Consider the following 19,680-nt stretch of genomic DNA (forward strand, 5'->3'; position numbering starts at 1 on the left):
AGCTCCGGTGCGCTCATGACCGCGCCGGACGGCTCCCAGCTGACCGATGGTCGGCTCGTCCGTCGCCTCACGGTCCTCTCCGGGCCGTCGGGCGTCGGCAAGAGCACGGTCGTCGCCGAGATCCGGCGTGCCCACCCCGAGGTGTGGCTGTCGGTCTCGGTGACCACCCGGTCCCCCCGACCGGGTGAGATCGACGGCCTGCAGTACCACTTCGTCGACGACGCCGGTTTCGACCGGCTCGTCGGCGAGGGCGAGCTCCTCGAATGGGCGGAGTTCGCGGGCAACCGCTACGGGACCCCGCGCCGCCCCGTCGAGGAGCGTCTCGCCCGAGGCGAACCCGTCCTGCTGGAGATCGATCTCCAAGGCGCCCGCCAGGTCCGGGGGACGATGCCGGAGGCCCGACTGGTCTTCCTGGCCCCGCCCTCCTGGGACGAGCTGGTCCGCCGCCTCACCGGGCGCGGCACCGAACCCCCCGAGGTGATCGAGCGCAGGCTCGAGGCCGCCCGGGTGGAGCTCGCCGCCGAGAAGGAGTTCGATGTCACGCTCGTGAACACATCCGTGCAGGATGTCGTGCATGAGCTGCTAGTCTTGATGGCTGTTCGTCAGTAAGCATCCGCGCCGCGCGTCCGCCGCTCCGGGAACACCCTGGGCGGGGCGCGCGACGACGGCCATCTAGTGGAGGGCCACCGCGTGGCAGCCAGCAACGACGGCATCACCAACCCGTCCGTCGACGACCTGCTCGAGATCGTCGACACCAAGTACGGTCTCGTGAGCATCGCGGCCAAGCGTGCCCGGCAGATCAACGCCTACTACGCCCAGCTGGGCGAGGGCCTGCTCGAGTACGTCGGCCCGCTCGTCGAGACCCAGGTGCAGGAGAAGCCCCTCTCGATCGCGCTCCGCGAGGTCCGCGAGGGCCTGCTCAAGGCCGAGCCCGTCGAGGGCTGACCCGGCGTCCGGCCCGCGGACCACCGCGTCCTAGAGTCACCCGTATGACAGCCCCCGACAAGCCCCGCGTGGTGCTCGGCGTCGCCGCCGGGATCGCCGCGTACAAGGCCTGCGAGCTGCTGCGGCGGCTCACCGAGTCCGGCCACGACGTCACCGTCGTTCCGACCGAGGACGCCCTGCGCTTCGTCGGCGAGCCCACCTGGGCCGCCCTGTCCGGCCACCCCGTCTCCACCCGTGTGTGGGACGGGGTTTCCGGCGTTCCGCACGTGCGCATCGGCCAGTCCGCCGACCTGGTGTTCGTCGCCCCGGCCACCGCCGACCTGCTCGCCCGCGCCGCGCACGGGCTGGCCGACGACCTGCTCACCAACACCCTGCTCACCGCGCACTGCCCGGTCGTGTTCGCGCCCGCGATGCACACCGAGATGTGGGAGCACCCGGCCACGCAGGCGAACGTCGCGACGCTCCGCGAGCGCGGCGCGATCGTCTTGGACCCCGCGTCCGGCCGCCTCACCGGCAAGGACACCGGCCGCGGCCGGCTGCCCGACCCGTCCGAGCTCTTCGACGTCGCCCGGCACGTCCTCACCCGCTGGCAGAAGGCCCGCGCCGCCGCGCTCGACGACACCGGTGAGTCCGGTGGGCTCGTGGAGGCGGGGCGGCGGGTCGACCCCCGGACGACCGGACTGTTCGACCTCGCCGGACGGCACGTCGTGGTGTCCGCCGGCGGCACGCGGGAGGCGCTCGACCCGGTGCGGTTCCTGGGGAACCGGTCGTCCGGGCTCCAGGGGTACGCGCTCGCCCGGACGGCCCTGGCGCGCGGCGCCCGTGTGACGCTCATCTCGGCGAACTCCGCCCTGCCGGACCCGGCGGGCGCGCACGTCGTCCCGGTGGGGTCGGCGCGCGAGATGCGCGAGGCCGTCCTCGAGGCGGCGGACGGCGCGGACGTGGTGGTCATGGCCGCCGCGGTCGCCGACTTCCGTCCCGCCGAGTACGTCGACTCCAAGATCAAGAAGGTTCCGGGCGGGGATCCCGCGCCGATCCGGCTGGTCAAGAACCCCGACATCCTCGCCGAGCTGGGCGCGCACCGCCGTCCGGGCCGGGTCGTGGTCGGGTTCGCCGCCGAGACCGACGACGTGCTCGCCAACGGCCGGGAGAAGCTCAAGAGGAAGGGTTGCGACCTTCTGGTCGTTAACCAGGTCGGGGGAGACCTGGCCTTCGGCCGGCCGGACAACGCGGCCGTCGTGCTCGGCGCGGACGGCTCGGCCACCGAGATCCCGCGCGGCCCGAAGGAGGACCTCGCCGACGTGGTCTGGGATCTGGCCGCCGCCCGGCTGGACGGATCCGGGGAACCGGGCGACTGAGGCATGCCTCACCCCGGGGACCGGTCGCGGATCTAGCTGTTCGCGAGGTCGTTCCCGATAGACTTCGATCGAAAACTCAAGCGCAAGCCCAGGGCGGGGGGCCGGCGTCTCCCGCCACGCCAAGTCAGAGAAGTCCGTTCTGCGACGTCAGTCAGCAGCCGCTGCAAGGAGTTCACGTAACGTGTCTCGCCGCCTGTTCACCTCCGAGTCCGTCACCGAGGGGCACCCGGACAAGATCGCGGACCAGATCAGTGACGCCATCCTGGACGCGATGCTCAAGGACGACCCGGCCTCCCGGGTCGCCGTGGAGACGATGATCACCACCGGTCAGGTGCACGTGGCCGGCGAGGTCACCACCGAGACCTACGTCGACATCCCGGGCGTGATCCGGGAGAAGATCCTCGAGATCGGCTACGACTCGTCCAAGAAGGGCTTCGACGGCCACTCCTGCGGCGTGTCGGTCTCCATCGGCGCCCAGTCGCCCGACATCGCGCAGGGCGTGGACGACGCCTACGAGTCGCGCGAGGAGGGCCAGCAGGACGACCTGGACCGGCAGGGCGCGGGCGACCAGGGCCTGATGTTCGGCTACGCCACCAACGAGACCCCCGAGCTCATGCCGCTGCCGATCACCATGGCGCACCGGCTGTCGCACCGCCTGTCGGCGGTCCGCAAGGGCGGCGTGGTCCCCTACCTGCGTCCCGACGGCAAGACCCAGGTCACCATCGAGTACGACGGCGACCGCGCGGTCCGGCTCGACACCGTGGTCGTGTCCACCCAGCACGCTCCTGACATCGACCTCAAGGAGCTGCTCACCCCGGACATCAAGGAGCACGTCGTCGACCCGGTGCTCGCCGAGTTCGACATCGACTCCACCGGTTACCGGCTGCTGGTCAACCCGACCGGGCGGTTCGAGATCGGCGGCCCGATGGGCGACGCGGGCCTGACCGGCCGCAAGATCATCGTTGACACCTACGGCGGCATGGCCCGGCACGGCGGCGGCGCCTTCTCCGGCAAGGACCCGTCCAAGGTGGACCGCTCGGCCGCCTACGCGATGCGCTGGGTCGCCAAGAACATCGTCGCGGCGAAGCTCGCCGACCGCGCCGAGGTCCAGGTGGCCTACGCGATCGGCAAGGCCCAGCCGGTCGGCGTCTTCGTCGAGACCTTCGGCACCGAGAAGGTCGCCGTCGAGGCGATCCAGAAGGCCGTCCTCGAGGTCTTCGACCTCCGCCCGGCCGCGATCGTCCGCGACCTGGACCTGCTCCGCCCGATCTACTCCCAGACCGCCGCGTACGGCCACTTCGGCCGTCCGGAGCCCGACTTCTCCTGGGAGCGCACCGACCGCGCCGAGGCCCTCGCCAAGAAGGCCGGCCTCTAGGCAGCACTGGAAAGGCCCCCGGGAGTTCGCTCCCGGGGGCCTTTCGCATGTTCGAGGGTGGGTCGCTACTTACACGCGGTTCCGCGGGGGAGTTCGTAGCGGGCGCCGACGGTGTAGCGGCCGGCGGTGGGGAGCTTCAGTTCGACGAAGTCCTTGTCGGGGCCGGTCTTGATGTGAGAGAGGCAGGCGCCGCTGCCGGGGCCCTTGACGCTGAGCCAGGGGGAGTGGGCGATGCGGAGGAGGTAGGTGCCGCCGGCGGGGGCGTTCACGACGACCTTGTCGGGGCGGAAGGTCTGGACGTAGGCGGGGCTCTGGACGAGGGGGACCGGGTCGGTGACCTGGAAGAGGCGCCAGTTGGCGTCGCGCCAGACCTCGGTGAGGTAGGGCTGGCCCGCGCGGACGAGGACGTCCTCGTTGTGGGAGGACCAGTCGATCTCCTGCTCGGGGAGGACGACGTAGCGGACGGCCCACTTGTGGAGCCAGTCGCGGTAGGCCTCGGGCGACAGGGTCTTCTCGTAGAACAGGGCGTTGCGCTCGGCGTCGACCTGGCGGTTCCAGCCGCGGGCGAGGATCACCTGGCGGCTCAGGCCGGACGCCTCCCAGTGGGAGCGCAGCGGGACGACCTCGACCCGGCCGCGGTCGGCGCCGCGCTCGTGGAGCTGGGTGATCAGGTCGCGGGACTGGGCGGCGGCCTCGGCGGCGGGGGTGGTGTGGATCAGGTCGTCCATGGGCTTCACGACCTGCCAGACGCCGGTGACGATGAAGGCCAGGGACAGGACGACGAGCCGGCGCCAGTCGGTCACGCGGCCGACGGCGCTGAGCAGGATGGCGCCGCCGAAGACCAGGGACATGCGTTCGACGTTGCTGCCGACCGGGGTCGGGATCAGCCAGGTGAGGGCGATCCCGAGCAGGTAGACGGCCGCGCCGATCCGGATGATCCTCCAGTCCCTGGGCGCGCAGATCAGGAGGGCGACGACGCTGGCGATCGCGGGGAGGACGATCGCGGCGAGCGAGATCGGCTGGACGCCGGTGAACGGGAACAGCAGGGTGGTCGTGCCGACGACGAGGGGCATGCCGAGGCAGATCGCGATGCCCGCGCGGCGGCGTCCGGTGAGGAACATGGCGGCCCCGACGACCAGCAGGAACAGCCCGGCGACCGGGCTGGCGAAGGTCGCGAGCAGGCCGAAGCCGACCATCCCGGAGGCGCGCAGGAACGGGGTTCCGCGGGCGGTGAAGGCGCACATGACGGCGCCGAGCGCGAACAGCAGGCCGAGGCCGAAGGTGGTGCGTCCGGACGCCGAGTTGCAGGAGATCGCGAACGCGGCCCAGACGGCGGCGGGCAGCGCGACGGGGGCCCGGAAGCGGACCAGCATCATCGCGGCGAGCGTCGCCGACAGGGTGCCGCTGATCACCGCGACCGTCCGGATCCCGAACCAGGCCATGAGGAACGGCGAGATCACGCTGTAGGACGCGACGTGGATGCCCCCGTACCAGCCCAGGTTGTAGGCGGCCCACGGGTAGTGCCCGACGAAGTGCGTCCAGGCGGCCTGGGCGGACAGGTCGCCGCCCTCGGTGGCCAGGAACAGCGCCCAGACCATGTGCAGGACGAACGCCACGACGGTCGCGGCGACGATGGGGTTGCGCGGGTTCACCCAGCGCCGCCAGCGCGGCCCGAGAACGGGCGGCGTCGTGGGGGCGGCAGGGGTGGAGCCCACCCGCGCGGAGGCCGATGCGGTGGTCAACGCTGCCTACAGGATCGGGAGGGACGGTCTGGGCCCGGGGGGCACCGGCCAATGATCCACTGATCCCCGGACGAGTTCAAACCGGTCTCGGACGGTTCCACGGGACTGGCGCACCCCCTGGTCTGGTAGGACGAACGTGTGAGCAACGACGACGGGGACACCGGGCTGATCCCGGGTCTGGACGTGCTTCCGGACGGTCCCGGTGGAACGAAGGTACCGCCCGGGACGTCCGTCGCGCCCGGAAAGTCCCCCCGGCGGGGGGCCGGGCCGCAGGGCAAAGGCACTGTCAAGGCCGCGGCAAAGGGCGGTGTGAGGAAGACCGCTCACAAGGGCGCGCGCGTCCCGGCCGAGCGTCTCTCCGTGGCCCGGGTCGCCGTGGACATGTCGCTTCCGCATCTGGATCGGCCCTTCGACTACCTCGTACCCAACGAACTCGATCTCAAGGCCGTGCCAGGGTGTCGGGTTCGTGTGCGTTTCGCCGGTCAACTCGTGGACGGCCTGCTGCTGGACCGCGTCCAGGAGAGCGATCATGAGGGGCGCCTGTCGTTCCTGGAGCGGGTGACCTCGCCCGAGGCCGTCCTGGCCCCGGAGATCGCGGCCCTGGCCAGGGAGGTCGCCGACCGGTACGCCGGGACGCTCGCCGACGTGCTGCGGCTGGCGATCCCGCCCCGGCACGCCAAGGCGGAGGGCGAGCCGCCGCGGGAGCCCGCCACGGCCCCGGAGCCGCCGGACGGGCCGGGGCCCTGGTCGCGGTACCCGGCCGGGCCGTCCTTCCTGGCCGCGCTGGCCGCCGGACGGGCCCCCCACGGCGTCTGGACGGCCCTGCCCGGCCCCGAGCGGGTCCCGGCGATCGCGCGGGCCGTCCGCACCGCGCTGGCCGCCGGGCGCGGGGCGCTGGTCGTCCTCGCGGACGGCCGGGACGTGGCCCGCGTGGACGCGGCGCTCACCGAGGAGCTCGGTGAGGGACGCCACGTCGCGCTGACGGCCGATCTCGGCCCCACCGAGCGGTACCGGCGCTGGCTGGCGGTCCGGCGCGGGGCGGTCAGGGCGGTCGTCGGGACGCGCGCGGCGATGTTCGCGCCCGTCCATGATCTCGGTCTGGTCGTCCTGTGGGACGACGGGGACGACGTCCACGCCGAGCCGCACGCGCCCTACCCGCATCCGCGCGAGGTGCTGGCACTGCGCGCACACCGTTCGCAGGCGGGGGCGCTGATCGGCGGGTACACGCGGACGACCGAGGCGACCGTGCTGGTCGAGACGGGCTGGGCGCACGCCCTGACGGCCGACCGGGAGACCGTCCGGGCGGCGATGCCGCGCGTTCGGCCGGTCGGGGACGATTTCGACATGGCCCGCGACGAGGCCGCCCGCGCGGCCCGGCTGCCGCACATCGCGTTCGAGACGGCCCGGCGGGCGCTGGAGCACGGCCCGGTGCTGGTCCAGGTGCCCCGGCGCGGGTACCTGCCCGCCCTGGCCTGCCAGCGCTGCCGGACGATGGCGCACTGCTCGGCCTGCCAGGGGCCGCTGGCGCTGACGTCCGCGCACGCCGCGCCGTACTGCCGCTGGTGCGGCCGGATCGCGGGGGACTGGCACTGCCCGGAATGCGGGTTCTTCCAGCTCAGGGCCGTCGTCGTGGGGGCCCGCCGCACCGCGGAGGAGCTGGGCCGGGCGTTCCCGGGCGCGGTCGTCCGGACGTCGGGGCGCGAGGCCGTCCTGGACACGGTCGGCCCCGGGAAGGCGCTGGTGGTGTCCACGCCGGGCGCGGAGCCGGTCGCCGAGGACGGGTACGCCGCCGCGCTCCTGCTGGACGGCTGGGCCCTGCTCGGCCGCGCCGACCTGCGCGCGGCCGAGGAGAGCCTGCGCCGCTGGATGAACGCCGCCGCGCTCGTCCGGCCGGGCGGGTCCGTCGTGATCGCCGCCGACGGCGCGCTGCCCGCCGTCCAGGCGCTGATCCGCTGGGATCCGGTCACCTTCGCCGAGCGGGAGCTGGGCGAGCGCCGCGAGGCCGGGTTCCCGCCCGCCTTCCGGATGGCGTCGCTGACCGCCACCCCGGCCGCGATCCGCGAGCTGCTCGTGGACGCCCGGCTCCCGGCGTCCGCCGAGGTGCTGGGGCCGGTTCCGGTCGGCGAGCAGCCGCAGCCGGGGCAGCAGCCGCGCGAGCGGGCGCTGGTCCGGGTGCCGCGCGGGGACGGGCTGCCGCTGGCCCGCGAGCTCCAGGCCGGGCAGGGCGTCCGCAGCGCCCGGAAGACGACCGAGTACGTCCGCGTGCAGATGGACCCCCTGGAGCTCATCTGAGTTCTAGGGTTGCCGCGTGGGCGATGAGATGTGGGTGCAGGACGTCGCGGACCGGCTCGCCACCTGGGCCGGAGGACGCGAAGACGTGGACGTCGCCGGCGCGGAGCTGCTGCTCGGCCTGGCGTGCGAGGAGCTGGGCCTCACCGGTCCCGGCGGGCTGACCCCCGAGGCGCTGCGCGCGCTGCTGCTGGAGGTCTTCCCCGAGACGGTCGTCGCGGAGGCGGGCGAGGTCCCGTCGATCCTCGCCGCGCTGCGGGCCCTGGTCGCCTGCCTGGACGAGACGGGCGCGCTCCCGGCCGGGCGGGGCGCGGCGCTCACCGCCGAGCTGGAGGCGATCACGCCCGCGTTCACGCGGGTCGTCGAGGAGGCCGACACCGAGGAGCGCCGCGCCGCCGCCGAGGTGATCGCCGGGATGATGGCCGAGGACGGCGTGGACCCGGGCGACGCGCGGGCCGTCGAGCGCTGGGTCGCCGCGTTCGAGGCGCTGCCCGAGGCCGAGCGGTTCGCGCGCACCGAGGACTACCTGCGCAGGACCGAGGAGCTGGTCGTCCCGCCCGTCCGGCTGGCGTCCACCGAGGAGCTGGCGCGGGCGGCCCGGGCGTCCGGCCTGCTGGAGGCGGCCGAGCAGGCCGGTGCGCCCGCCGACGACGCGGTCGTCCTGGTGGCCTGGCTGAACCGGTTCGACGAGGTCGCGGTCGCCGAGCACCCCGAGGACGAGGAGCTGGAGGTCGGCGACCTCGTCCGGGGCGAGCTGACCGGCGTCCTGATCCAGCTGTACGAGCAGCGCGAGCCGTCCTCGCCGGACGACCTGACCCGCGTCCTGCTCGATCATGTCGAGTCGGTGTACGAGGTCAGCGACCCGCGGCTGCTGAAAGAGGCGGTCGCCGGGGCGCTCCGGGAGCGGCTGGACGAGCTGGCCGGGTGGGGCGTGGTGGCGGGCCGCGACGCGGGCCTGGAGCTGACCCCGCTCGGCGTGTGGGGCGTCCGGGAGCTGCTGCTCGCCGACGGCTACCTGGCCCCGGTCGTCGGGGCGCTGGCTGAGGCGGACGCGGGCGAGCTGGTCGCCGGGCTCGCCCTGCACCGTCCGGACACCCTGGACGACGAGATCACCGCCTGGCTGGACGGCCGGGACCCGCTCGTCGCGGCCCGCGACCTGGTCGAGGTCATGCGGGACGGCCCGGCGGGCGAGCGCGTGCTGGCCGCCGCCGTCCTGGACCGGCTGGGCGCGGAGGCCGAGCCGGCCGTCCGGGACGCCGTGGACGACCCGACCGTCCGCCCGTACGCCGCGCGCTGGCTGACCGGGCACGGCCTGCCCGCGCCGGAGCCCGACCCGCACTGGCTGTTCGTGGACGGCGTCGCCGGGCGCCTGGAGACCACCGCGCCCGCCGAGGCCGTGGTCGCCCTGCCCGTCCCGGAGGACGTCGCCGCGCTGTGGCGCTGCCACCATCCGGCCACCGCGGACGTGCTCGCGGCGCTCGGCGATCACCATCCCGACAGGGGGACCGCGAAGTCCGCCCGGACCGCCGCGTTCAAGGCGCGGTCGGCCGCCGGGGGATCTTAGACTGGACGGTTCGTAGACTGGACGCGTCAGCACCCCGGTTTCGAACCCGTCGGCGCACCCCTGGAAACGGAGCCCTCCTTGTCCGTCAAGCCCATCCGCCTCTTCGGCGATCCCGTGCTGCGCACCCCTGCCGAGCCGGTCAAGGACTTCGACAAGGAGCTGCGCCAGCTCGTCAAGGACCTCACCGACACCATGATCGACGCGCCCGGCGCGGGGCTCGCCGCGCCGCAGCTCGGCGTCGGCCTGCGGGTGTTCACCTACTACGTCGACGACGTCCTCGGCCACCTGATCAACCCGTCCCTGGACCTGTCGGACGAGCAGGAGACCGGCGACGAGGGCTGCCTGTCGCTGCCCGGCCTGGCCTTCCCGACGCCGCGCTCGGTGGGGGCCGTCGCCAAGGGCTTCAACCAGCACGGCGAGCCGATCACGGTCGAGGGCACGCACCTGCTGGCCCGCTGCGTCCAGCACGAGACCGACCACCTGGACGGGATCATCTTCATCGACCGGATGGACACCGCACAGCGCAAGGCCGCGATGAAGGCGATCCGGGAGGCCGAGTGGTTCGGCGACCCGGTCCCGCAGGTCAAGGTGTCCCCGCACCGCACGCTCGGGAAGGCGATCTGACCATGCGCCTCGTCTTCGCCGGAACACCCGAGACGTCCGTCCCGTCCCTGAAGGCTCTGCTGGAGTCCTCGCACGAGGTCGCCGCGGTCGTCACCCGTCCCGACGCGCCCGCCGGGCGCGGCCGCAAGCTCGTCCCGAGCCCGGTGGCGCAGGTCGCCGAGGAGGCCGGGATCGAGGTGCTGAAGCCCGCCAAGGCGTCCGACCCCGAGTTCCTGGACCGGCTGCGCGCGATCTCGCCGGACTGCTGCCCGGTCGTCGCCTACGGCGCGATCCTGCGCCCCGCCGCGCTGGAGATCCCCCGGCACGGCTGGGTGAACCTGCACTTCTCGGTGCTGCCCGCCTGGCGCGGCGCGGCGCCGGTGCAGCGCGCGATCCTGCACGGGGACGACGTGACCGGCGCGGCCACCTTCCAGATCGAGGAGGGCCTGGACACCGGCCCGGTCTTCGGGGTGCTGACCGAGCCGATCCTGCCGACCGACACCTCCGGCGACCTGCTCGGACGGCTCGCCGTCGCGGGCGCCGGCCTGCTCGTCGACACCATGAGCGGCATCGAGGCCGGGGTGCTGGAGCCCCGTCCGCAGCCGTCCGAGGGCGTCTCGCACGCCGCCAAGCTCACCCCGGAGGACGCCCGCGTCGCGTGGACGTCCCCGGCCCTGCACGTCGACCGGCTCGTCCGGGCCTGCACGCCCGCGCCCGGCGCGTGGACGACGTTCCGCGACGCCCGGCTGAAGCTGTTCCCGGTCCGGTCGGTCCCGGATGCCGAGCCGCTCGCGCCCGGCGCGCTGCGCCCGGGCAAGGACCAGGTGCTGGTCGGGACCGCCACGCACCCGGTCGCGCTCGGCGACGTCCAGCCGCAGGGCAAGCGCCGCATGCCCGCCGCCGACTGGGCGCGCGGGGTCTCTCTCACCGACAAGGACACGCTCGCCTGATGCCGCCCACCCGCCACCACCGCGGACGGAGCAACGCCAACCGCCGCCCGGACGGGCCGCGCCGCACCGGCCGCCCGCAGGATCTCGTCCGCCGCACCGCGTTCGACGTGATCCGCGCCGTGGACTCCCGCGACGCCTACGCCAACCTGCTGCTCCCGGCCCGGCTCCGCGAGCGCGGCCTGACCGGCCGCGACGCCGCCCTGGCGACCGAGCTGACCTACGGCACGCTGCGCGGCCGCGGCACCTACGACGCGATCCTGGCGCTGTGCAGCGACCGCGAGCTGCGCCGCATCGACCCGCCGCTGCTGGACGTCCTGCGGCTCGGCGCGCACCAGGTGCTCGCCACCCGGATCCCGCCGCACGCGGCCGTCGGCACGGCCGTCGACCTGGCCCGCGACGTCACCGGGCCCGGCCAGTCCAAGTTCGCGAACGCGGTGCTGCGCAGGGTCGCCGGGCGCGACCTGGCCGCCTGGCTCGACATCGTCGCGCCGGACGACATGGACGCCACGACCCGGCTGTCGCTCCGGCGCAGCCACCCGAAGTGGATCGTGTCCGCGCTGCGCGACGCGCTCGGCCCCGAGCGGGACGAGATCGACGCGCTGCTCGCCGCCGACAACGACCGTCCGCGCGTGACCCTGGTCGCCCGGCCCGGCCGCGCCACGCTCGACGAGTTGGAGGGCACCGACCCGGCGCCGTACTCGCCGGTCGGGGCCCTGCTGCCCGAGGGGGACCCGGCGATGTTCGCCGCCGTCCGCGACGGCCGCGCCGCCGTCCAGGACGAGGCCAGCCAGCTCGTCGCGCTCGCCCTGGCCGCCGCCCCGCTCGACGGCGCCGACGCCCGCTGGGCCGACCTCTGCGCCGGTCCGGGCGGCAAGGCGGGCCTGCTGTCGGCGGTCGCGACGCAGCGGGACGCCCGGCTGCTCGCCGCCGACGTCACCCCGCACCGCGCCGCCCTGGTCACCCGCGCCGTGGACCGCCGCGCCGGGGTCGTCGTCGCCGACGGAACCGTCCCCGCGTGGCGTCCCGGCTCGTTCGACCGGATCATGCTGGACGCGCCGTGCACCGGCCTGGGCGCGCTCCGCCGCCGTCCCGAGGCGCGCTGGCGGCGCGGCCCCGAGGCGGTCGCCGAGCTCGGCCCGCTCCAGCGGGACCTGCTGGGCACGGCCCTGGACTCGGTGCGTCCGGGCGGCGTCGTCGCCTACGTCACGTGCTCGCCGCACCTCGCCGAGACCCGGGTCGTCGTGGACGACGTGCTGCGCCGCCGCGAGGACATCGAGCGCGTCGACGCCCCGGACGTCCTCACCGGCATCGCGCCGTCGCTGGAGCGCGTCCGCGTGGGGGACACCCCGTACGCGCAGTTCTGGCCGCACCGGCACGGCACCGACGCGATGTTCCTGGCCCTCCTGCGCAAGCGCGCCTGAGGCACGGCGGAAACACCGGCGCTGAGGCCCGCCCTGCCGCATGAGCGGTGACCGGGGGCTTCTAAGCTGGGGGCATCATGGCTCCGCAGATCTCTCCCAGCATCCTGTCCGCCGACTTCGCCGCCCTGGGCGGCGAGGTCGAGCGGATCGCCGACGCCGCCGACTGGGTGCACGTCGACGTGATGGACAACCACTTCGTCCCCAACCTGACCCTCGGGCTGCCGATCGTGGAGGCGCTGCTCAGGACCAGCCGCCTCCCGCTCGACTGCCACCTGATGATCGAGGACCCCGACCGCTGGGCCCCCCAGTACGCCGAGGCCGGGGCGAAGAGCGTCACGATCCACGCGGAGGCGGCGTCCGCGCCGATCCGCACCCTGCGCACGATCCGCGCCGCGGGCGCGCGCGCCGGGCTCGGCGTGAACCCGGCGACGCCGGTCGACGGGTTCGAGGACATCCTCGGCGAGATCGACATGCTGCTGCTGATGACCGTCGAGCCGGGCTTCGGCGGGCAGAGGTTCCTCGATGTCGTGCTGCCGAAGGTGCGCCGCGCCCGCGATCTGATCAAGGGCCGTGACCTGGACGTCTGGCTCCAGGTGGACGGCGGCGTCAGCGCCGAGACGATCGAGCGCTGCGCCGAGGCGGGCGCGGACGTGTTCGTCGCGGGCAGCGCCGTCTACGGCGCGGACGACCCCTCCGAGGCGATCCGGAAGCTCCGCGCCCAGGCCGAGAAGGCGACCGCCGCCGCCCCCTGGTCCGTGCACTGATGACCTTCCTGCCATGCTCGGCCGTCCTGTTCGACGTGGACGGCACGCTCGTCGACTCCACCCCGCTGGTCGAGGCGGCCGCGCGGGAATGGGCGGCCGAGTACGGCATCGACGCCGCGGACTACCTGGCCGGAGCGCACGGCCGCCGCACGTCCGACCGGATCGCCGAGTACCTGCCCGCGGGCCAGGTCGCCGAGGCGGCCGCGCGGCTGGACGCGCTGGAGGCGTCCCGCACCGACGGCATCACCGCGCTGCCGGACGCCGTCCGCCTCCTGACCTCGATGGACGCCCTGCCCTGGGCACTGGTCACCTCGATGGACCTCGGCCAGCTCAAGGTCCGGACGGACGTCGCGGGCGTGCCGCTGCCGCCGGTCGTCGTGACCGCCGAGCGCGTGGCGGAGGGCAAGCCCGACCCGCAGGGATATCTGCTGGCCGCGCGCGAGCTGGGCGTCGAGCCGTCCGCGTGCGTGGTCGTGGAGGACGCGCCCGCCGGGATCCACGCCGGACGCGCCGCCGGTGCGACCGTCGTGGCCGTCACGACCAGCCACGACGCGTCCGAGCTGGGCGAGGCCGACTGGATCGTGCCCGACCTGACCCACGTCACCGCGACGCCAGGCGGCCTCATGGTGGAGTTGAGTGCACCCCAGGTCGGCACCTAGCCACCTCGAAGGGCCGTCGCCGGGTCCGTAGCGTCCAGGACATGAGCGATCACCACCTTGGACGACCCGCCCTGACCCGCCGCAGCGTGCTCGGCGGGGCCGTCGCACTCGGCGCCGCCGGAGGCGCCCTGGCCGGCGGCCTCCCCGCCTACGCGACCGAGCCGTCCGGCCTCGAGAAGCAGATCGACGCCACGGCCAGACGGCTGGACGCCGACCTGATCGCGTTGCGCCGCGACATCCACTCCCACCCCGAGTTGGCGGGCGTCGAGACGCACACCGCCGCGCTCGTCGCGGACCGGCTCCGCGCCGCCGGACTCGAGGTGACCACGGGCGTCGGCGGCACGGGCGTCGTCGGCGTCCTGAAGGGCCGGAAACGCGGCCGGACGGTCGCCTACCGCGCCGACATGGACGCCGTCCCGCCGGACTCGCAGATCAACGGCGGCCCGGACCCCGCGCACGTGTGCGGCCATGACCTGCACACCACGATCGGCGTCGGCGTCGCCGAGGTCCTGGCCCGCCTGCGGAACCGGCTCAGCGGCGAGGTCGTGTTCTTCTTCCAGCCGGGCGAGGAGTCCCTCACCGGGGCGCAGGCGATGATCTCCGCCGGTGTCCTGGAACGGACGAGGCCGGCCGAGATCCACGCCCTGCACTGCGGCCCCATGCCGGTCGGGACGTTCGCGGTCACGCCGGGCACCGGGCTTCCGGGCCTGGACCGCGGCAGCATCACGCTGACCGGGCCCGGCGCGTCCGACCGGGCCGCCCGGCTCGTCGCCGACATCAGCGCGCTCTCCACGGTCGCCTACCCGGAGACGTCCGCCGACCTCGAACGCATGGTCCGGGAGACGGAGACGCCGAACGGCCCGCTCGCCCGTTTCGTCTGGATGCGGGCGGGCGCACGTCCCGCGGCCAACGGCGACGTCGAGGTGCGCGCGACGTTCCGCTGCTGGCCGCAGGAGCGCGTCCCGGAGATCCGCGACCAGCTTCGGGGCCTGGCCGCCCGCTACCCGGACGCCCGGATCGACTTCCCCACGGACGCGTTCCCGGCGATGGTGTGTCCGCCGCGTCCGGGACGGGAGGTCCGCGACTACCTGACGTCCAGGCTCGGACGCCGGGCGGTCACGACGATGCACGCGGCGATCCCGTTCAGCGGCGAGGACTTCGCGCTCTTCCTCCGCCGCCTCCCCGGCACGTTCAGCTTCCTCGGCGTCCGCCGTCCCGGCGCGGACATCGTCACCGCCTACCCGCACTTCGGCGCCTTCGACCCCGACGAACGCGCCATCGGCGTCGGCGTCCGCTCGATGTCCGGCTGGCTGGCCCACCGCACCGCGTCCGGGACGACGGAAAGGATGGCGGCCTAGAAGGCTCCGGTGGCGAGGACGGCAGGCCCGTTCTCGTCTCCGACGCTGACGGACGTGGTGGTGTGCGGGAGGTGGGTCATCCCGCTCAGGTAGGGCTTGGCGACACCGCCCTTGGGCGTGGCCTTGGTCCAGTGCCCCTTGCTGTAGTGCCAGATCTCGCTGGGGGAGTAGAGGGTGGTGGCCCACAGTCCGCCGTGGCCGTCGTCGGCGAGCCCGGCCAGGGGAGTGGACGCGCCGGGTGCGGTGACGACCGTCCACTTCTTGCCGTCGTAGTGCGCCAGGCCGGGCGCGCCGGTGCCCTTCGCGGTCGGGAACCGTCCGGCGACCCAGACGTCGTGGGAGCCGCGCGCGACGAGCCCGCCGCCGGCGAACGACTGGTAGGGGTTGTCGACCGTGGTCGGCATCGGCATCGACCGCCAGGCCCGGCCGTCGTAGTGGATGACCGCGAACCCGAACGGCTCGGCGACCACGGCCCACAGGTTCTTGGGGGAGATCCCGACGACGTTGTTGATGGAGCCGCTGGTGACGTTCTTCGGGGCGGCGACCTTCGTCCAGCGCTTGCCGTTGAAGTGGGCGATGTACGGCTCGCCGTTCTGCCCGCCGACGCGTCCCAGGGCCCACACGTCGCGCGGGCCGAACGTGGCCGCGGTGGTGATCCAGGTGTAGTCGCCGGGCAGGCCGCCGGCCGTCCAGGCCTTTCCGTTCCAGTGCAGGGCGCGCTCGGGCTTGTCCACGCCCATCAGGGGACCGAACGCCCAGGTGTCGCCCGTGGACGAGGTCGCGATGGTGGTCAGCCGGGTGACCTGGTCGGCACGTGGCGACAGGGACGCCCACTTCGCCCCGTTCCAGTGCAGGGCGACCGGCGTGGACGGGTGGTCGATCGTGCCGTAGGTCTCGCCGGCGGTCCACAGGTTGCGCGGGCCGCCCGCCTTCACGTCCCGCAGGAGGACGTCCTTGTTCGCCACCCGGTGGACGATCCGCCAGCCCGGGACGGGCTTGGCCGTCCCGGCTTCGGCCGGTGCGGCCAGGGTTCCGCCGGTCAGCGTGAGCGCCGCCGTAGTGATCACGATCCGCTTGATGGACATGGGGCTCCCAGGACAGGTGTGTGTGCAGGGATGATCACCGCGGCCGTGCGGGGGCAGCCGCAGCGGGAGCCTAGTCCGGGTGATCTTCGGCGGGAAGGCCCGTCTTTCGGGGGTCGGAGAGGCTGTACCCGAACGAGCGCTTGGTTGGCCGAATGAGGTCGTGGGCGTTCTCACATGGTCCCGGGAACAAGGCGCGTGGCACACTGGTTGGCAAGCAGTGCAACGCGTGCTCCGGGGTCGGTGAAAGTCCGAACCGGCGGTGATAGTCCGCGACCCGGCCGAAGCCATCGGCCGGTTGACCCGGTGGAACTCCGGGACCGACGGTTAAAGTCCGGATGGGAGGCAGCGCGCGAACGGCCCCTGCTCGAGGTGAAAAGGGGCTGCACGCCGTACGCGATCCGTCGTGCTGGCAGGAACCCCGGAGCCTGACCCCCAAAGGGAGGCCCGGGACATGTTCACCGGCATCGTCGAGGAACTCGGCGAGATCAGAGCGGTCGAGTCCGCGGCGGATTCGGCCCGCCTGACCATCCACGGCCCGATCGTCACTTCCGACGCCGTCCACGGCGCGTCCATCTCCGTCAACGGCGTCTGCCTCACCGTCGTGGACGTCAAGGACGAGGCCTTCACCGCCGACGTCATCAAGGAGACCCTCGACCGCTCCGGGCTCGGCGGCCTCGCCCCCGGCGCGCGGGTGAACCTCGAGCGGCCCGTCCGCGTGTCGGACCGGCTCGGCGGCCACATCGTGCAGGGCCACGTCGACGGCACCGGCACGATCCTCTCCCGCGAGCCCGGCGAGCGCTGGGACGTCGTGACCGTTTCGCTCCCGTCCGGCCTCGCCCGCTACGTCGCCGACAAGGGCTCGATCACGGTGGACGGCATCAGCCTCACCGTCGTCGAGGCCGGGCCCGACCGCTTCACCGTCGCGCTCATCCCCACCACCCTCGCCCTGACCACCCTCGGCCACAAGGGCGTCGGGGACGTTGTCAACCTCGAGGTCGACGTCGTCGCCAAGTACGTCGAGCGGATGCTGACCGTCCGGAACAGCGAGGAGGCGTCGTGAACTGGTTGAACTCGAGCTTCACCCTCTTCGGTGAGCACGTGCTGTGGACCGACCTGGTCGGCAACGTCCTCTCGCTCGCCGTCGTCTACCTCGCCATGAAGAAGACGCTGTGGACCTGGCCCGTCCAGATCGCCGGCGCGCTGCTGCTCCTCGCGGCCTCCCTGCACGCCCACGTCCCCGGCAACGCCCTCAAGCAGGGCCTGTTCGTCTTCCTCGGCGCGTACGGCTGGTTCATGTGGACGCGCGGACGCCGTGGCGGCGGGCCCCTGGTCATCCGCAAGGCCACCGCCCGCGAGCGGATCGTCCTGCTGGCCGCGCTCGCGGTCGGGACCGTCCTGGTCGCGCAGATCTTCATGCACCTGGCCTGGCTGAAGGTCGCCTGGTCGCCGTGGGCGAACGCCTACATCTTCGTCGGCAGCGCGGCGGCGACGTTCGCGCAGAGCCGCGCCCTCGTGGACTTCTGGATCATCTGGGTGCTGGTGGACCTGGTCGGCGTCCCGCTGGCCCTGAAGTCCGGGCTCTGGGTGTCCGGGGCCGTGTACGGGATCTTCTTCGTCATGGTCATGGCCGGATTCCGCAACTGGCTCAAGGAGGCGCGCCGGACCCCACCCGTCCAGGCGCGCGCGGACGGGGCGGTGACGGCGTGATGACCGGCGACGACACGAGGGACGACATGACCCACGGCACCGTGGCCGTCAGCGGCACCGACCTGGCGCGCGACGACGCGTCCGGCGTCTTCGACCCGATCGAGGACGCCGTCGCCGACATCGCGGCCGGGAAGGCCGTCATCGTCGTGGACGACGAGGACCGCGAGAACGAGGGCGACATCATCTTCGCCGCGGCGAAGGCCACGCCCGAGTTGCTCGCCTTCACCATCCGGCACACCAGCGGCGTGATCTGCGCGCCGATGCTCGGCGCGGACCTGGACCGCCTCCAGATCCCGCTGATGACCACCCAGAACCGCGACCGCATGCGCACGGCGTTCACCGTCACCGTGGACGCCCGGGACGGCGTGTCCACCGGCATCTCGGCGGCCGACCGCGCGCACACCCTGCACGTCCTGTGCGATCCGGGCAGCGAGCCGTCCGCGCTGGTCAGGCCGGGGCACATCTTCCCGCTGCGCTACCACGAGGGCGGGGTGCTGCGCCGCCGCGGCCACACCGAGGCCGCCGTCGACCTCGCCCGGCTCGCCGGGCTGCCGCCCGCGGGCGTCCTCGCCGAGATCGTCAACGACGACGGCACCATGGCCCGGCTGCCCGAGCTGCAGGTGTTCGCCAAGGAGCACGGCCTCAAGCTGATCTCCATCGAGCAGCTCGTCGAGTACCGGCGGCGCACCGAGCCCATGGTCACCCGCGAGGCCGAGACCAGCCTCCCGAACCGCTTCGGCATGTGGCGCGCCGTCGGGTACGCCAGCTCCGTGGACGGCGGCGAGCACGTCGCGCTCGTCCTCGGCGAGATCGGCGACGGCGAGGACGTCCTCGTCCGCGCCCACTCCGAGTGCCTCACCGGCGACGTCCTGCACTCCGAGCGCTGCGACTGCGGCGCCCAGCTGGACGCCGCCATGGAGCGGATCGCCGAGGAGGGCCGCGGCGTCGTCCTCTACCTGCGCGGGCACGAGGGCCGGGGCATCGGCCTGCTCGCCAAGCTGCGGGCCTACGCCCTCCAGGACGTCGGCTCCGACACCGTGGACGCCAACATGGAGCTCGGCCTCCCCGTGGACGCGCGCGAGTACTCCAACGCCGCGCACATGCTGCGCGACCTGGGCGTGAGGTCGATCCGCGTCCTCACCAACAACCCGGCCAAGCTCCAGGGCCTGTCCGGGTTCGGGATCGGCGTCCACGGCCGCGAGGCCCTGCCCGTCGCCGTCACCGAGCACAACCGCCGCTACCTGACGGCCAAGCGCGACCGCCTCGGCCACGAGATCGGAGACCTCGTATGAGCGGGCAGGGACGCCCCGAGGACACCACCATCGACGCCGCCGGGCTGACGCTCGGCATCGTCTGCACCCGGTGGAACGCCCAGATCACCGACCAGCTGCTGGACCGCGCGATCATGGCGGCCAAGGCGTGCGGCGTCCCCGAGCCGATCGTCGTCCGCGTCGCGGGGGCCCTGGAGATCCCGGTCGTCGCGCAGCAGCTGGCGCGCGACCTGGACGCGGTGGCCGTGCTCGGCGCGGTCATCCGCGGTGAGACGGCTCACTTCGACTACGTCTGCGACTCGGTCACCGCCGGTGTGACCAGGGTCGCTCTGGACGAGTCGACTCCGGTCGGTAACGGTGTTCTCACCTGCGACAACGTCGATCAGGCCCTCGCGCGCAGCGGGTTCGCGGACAGCTCGGAGGACAAGGGCTGGGAGTCGGTCGTCGCGGCGCTCGACACCGCCCTCACCCTCCGTAGCCTGCGGTAGTGGCGCGGTCACCCCGGGTGGCGCCACCCGGGGTGACCCGGAGGAGTCCGCCGGTCACGGCATGGTAAGGTCGGCTTTCACTACAGCAAGTGATGGCATCG

Annotated in this window: 18 protein-coding genes and 1 riboswitch; of the genes, 16 read left to right on the forward strand and 2 right to left on the reverse strand. The window is 73.6% G+C overall.

Annotated elements, in window-relative coordinates; translation table 11 throughout:
- Positions 1–15: 15 nt before the first annotated feature.
- From gmk to metK, 4 genes are all read left to right on the forward strand, one after another.
- Positions 16–609 (forward strand): guanylate kinase, encoded by a 594-nt coding sequence (gene gmk / locus AB0L06_RS31925; protein ID WP_500234852.1) that lies wholly within the window; start codon positions 16–18, stop codon positions 607–609.
- Positions 610–690: 81 nt separating this feature from the next.
- A complete protein-coding gene (gene rpoZ / locus AB0L06_RS31930) occupies positions 691–945 on the forward strand; it encodes a DNA-directed RNA polymerase subunit omega (RefSeq protein WP_026411629.1) in 255 nt (84 codons plus the stop codon).
- 44 nt (positions 946–989) lie between these two features.
- A complete protein-coding gene (locus AB0L06_RS31935) occupies positions 990–2,303 on the forward strand; it encodes a bifunctional phosphopantothenoylcysteine decarboxylase/phosphopantothenate synthase (protein WP_500234853.1) in 1,314 nt (437 codons plus the stop codon).
- A gap of 181 nt (positions 2,304–2,484) precedes the next feature.
- The gene (gene metK / locus AB0L06_RS31940; protein WP_500234854.1) at positions 2,485–3,678 is read left to right on the forward strand and encodes a methionine adenosyltransferase; all 1,194 of its coding nucleotides are present in this window, start codon (positions 2,485–2,487) and stop codon (positions 3,676–3,678) included.
- 65 nt (positions 3,679–3,743) lie between these two features.
- On the opposite strand, the gene AB0L06_RS31945 is transcribed toward metK, so the two are convergent.
- A complete protein-coding gene (locus AB0L06_RS31945; protein WP_500234855.1) occupies positions 3,744–5,420 on the reverse strand; it encodes a DUF8823 domain-containing protein in 1,677 nt (558 codons plus the stop codon).
- A gap of 138 nt (positions 5,421–5,558) precedes the next feature.
- Between AB0L06_RS31945 and AB0L06_RS31950 the strand changes: the two genes are divergently transcribed.
- The 8 genes from AB0L06_RS31950 to AB0L06_RS31985 all read left to right on the forward strand — a co-directional run bounded on the left by AB0L06_RS31950 (position 5,559) and on the right by AB0L06_RS31985 (position 15,028).
- Positions 5,559–7,712, forward strand: a complete 2,154-nt coding sequence (locus AB0L06_RS31950; protein ID WP_500234856.1) for a primosomal protein N' — start codon at positions 5,559–5,561, stop codon at positions 7,710–7,712.
- A 16-nt stretch (positions 7,713–7,728) separates the two neighbouring features.
- The gene (locus AB0L06_RS31955) at positions 7,729–9,273 is read left to right on the forward strand and encodes a hypothetical protein (RefSeq protein ID WP_500234857.1); all 1,545 of its coding nucleotides are present in this window, start codon (positions 7,729–7,731) and stop codon (positions 9,271–9,273) included.
- Between the two features lie 78 nt (positions 9,274–9,351).
- Positions 9,352–9,897 (forward strand): peptide deformylase, encoded by a 546-nt coding sequence (gene def, locus AB0L06_RS31960; protein WP_500234858.1) that lies wholly within the window; start codon positions 9,352–9,354, stop codon positions 9,895–9,897.
- Between the two features lie 2 nt (positions 9,898–9,899).
- A complete protein-coding gene (gene fmt / locus AB0L06_RS31965) occupies positions 9,900–10,826 on the forward strand; it encodes a methionyl-tRNA formyltransferase (protein ID WP_500234859.1) in 927 nt (308 codons plus the stop codon).
- Positions 10,826–12,247, forward strand: coding sequence for an RsmB/NOP family class I SAM-dependent RNA methyltransferase (locus AB0L06_RS31970; protein ID WP_500234860.1), 1,422 nt, complete (start codon positions 10,826–10,828; stop codon positions 12,245–12,247). Before fmt ends, AB0L06_RS31970 begins: the two co-directional genes overlap by 1 nt.
- A gap of 77 nt (positions 12,248–12,324) precedes the next feature.
- Positions 12,325–13,011 (forward strand): ribulose-phosphate 3-epimerase, encoded by a 687-nt coding sequence (gene rpe / locus AB0L06_RS31975; protein WP_500234861.1) that lies wholly within the window; start codon positions 12,325–12,327, stop codon positions 13,009–13,011.
- Complete coding sequence (locus AB0L06_RS31980; protein WP_500234862.1) at positions 13,011–13,670, forward strand: HAD-IA family hydrolase; 660 nt, start codon at positions 13,011–13,013, stop codon at positions 13,668–13,670. The genes rpe and AB0L06_RS31980 overlap by 1 nt, the downstream gene beginning before the upstream one ends.
- Before the next feature lie 41 nt (positions 13,671–13,711).
- The gene (locus AB0L06_RS31985) at positions 13,712–15,028 is read left to right on the forward strand and encodes a M20 metallopeptidase family protein (RefSeq protein WP_500234863.1); all 1,317 of its coding nucleotides are present in this window, start codon (positions 13,712–13,714) and stop codon (positions 15,026–15,028) included.
- Here the strand turns inward: AB0L06_RS31985 and AB0L06_RS31990 are convergent.
- Positions 15,025–16,113: a hypothetical protein gene (locus AB0L06_RS31990; RefSeq protein ID WP_500234864.1), complete on the reverse strand. Its 1,089-nt coding sequence runs from the start codon at positions 16,111–16,113 to the stop codon at positions 15,025–15,027. The genes AB0L06_RS31985 and AB0L06_RS31990 overlap by 4 nt on opposite strands.
- Before the next feature lie 222 nt (positions 16,114–16,335).
- Positions 16,336–16,466, forward strand: a riboswitch (FMN riboswitch).
- A 98-nt stretch (positions 16,467–16,564) separates the two neighbouring features.
- On the opposite strand from AB0L06_RS31990, the gene AB0L06_RS31995 reads away from it, so the two are divergent.
- The 4 genes from AB0L06_RS31995 to ribH are packed head-to-tail and all read left to right on the forward strand — an operon-like array spanning position 16,565 to position 19,579.
- A complete protein-coding gene (locus tag AB0L06_RS31995) occupies positions 16,565–17,173 on the forward strand; it encodes a riboflavin synthase (protein ID WP_500234865.1) in 609 nt (202 codons plus the stop codon).
- Positions 17,170–17,820: a nicotinamide mononucleotide transporter family protein gene (locus tag AB0L06_RS32000; RefSeq protein WP_500234866.1), complete on the forward strand. Its 651-nt coding sequence runs from the start codon at positions 17,170–17,172 to the stop codon at positions 17,818–17,820. The genes AB0L06_RS31995 and AB0L06_RS32000 overlap by 4 nt, the downstream gene beginning before the upstream one ends.
- A complete protein-coding gene (locus tag AB0L06_RS32005) occupies positions 17,820–19,112 on the forward strand; it encodes a bifunctional 3,4-dihydroxy-2-butanone-4-phosphate synthase/GTP cyclohydrolase II (protein WP_500234867.1) in 1,293 nt (430 codons plus the stop codon). Before AB0L06_RS32000 ends, AB0L06_RS32005 begins: the two co-directional genes overlap by 1 nt.
- Positions 19,109–19,579 (forward strand): 6,7-dimethyl-8-ribityllumazine synthase, encoded by a 471-nt coding sequence (gene ribH, locus AB0L06_RS32010; protein WP_500234868.1) that lies wholly within the window; start codon positions 19,109–19,111, stop codon positions 19,577–19,579. The genes AB0L06_RS32005 and ribH overlap by 4 nt, the downstream gene beginning before the upstream one ends.
- Positions 19,580–19,680 lie beyond the last annotated feature (101 nt).

The sequence above is a fragment of the Spirillospora sp. NPDC052269 genome (assembly GCF_040679435.1).
Lineage (GTDB): Bacteria > Actinomycetota > Actinomycetes > Streptosporangiales > Streptosporangiaceae > Spirillospora.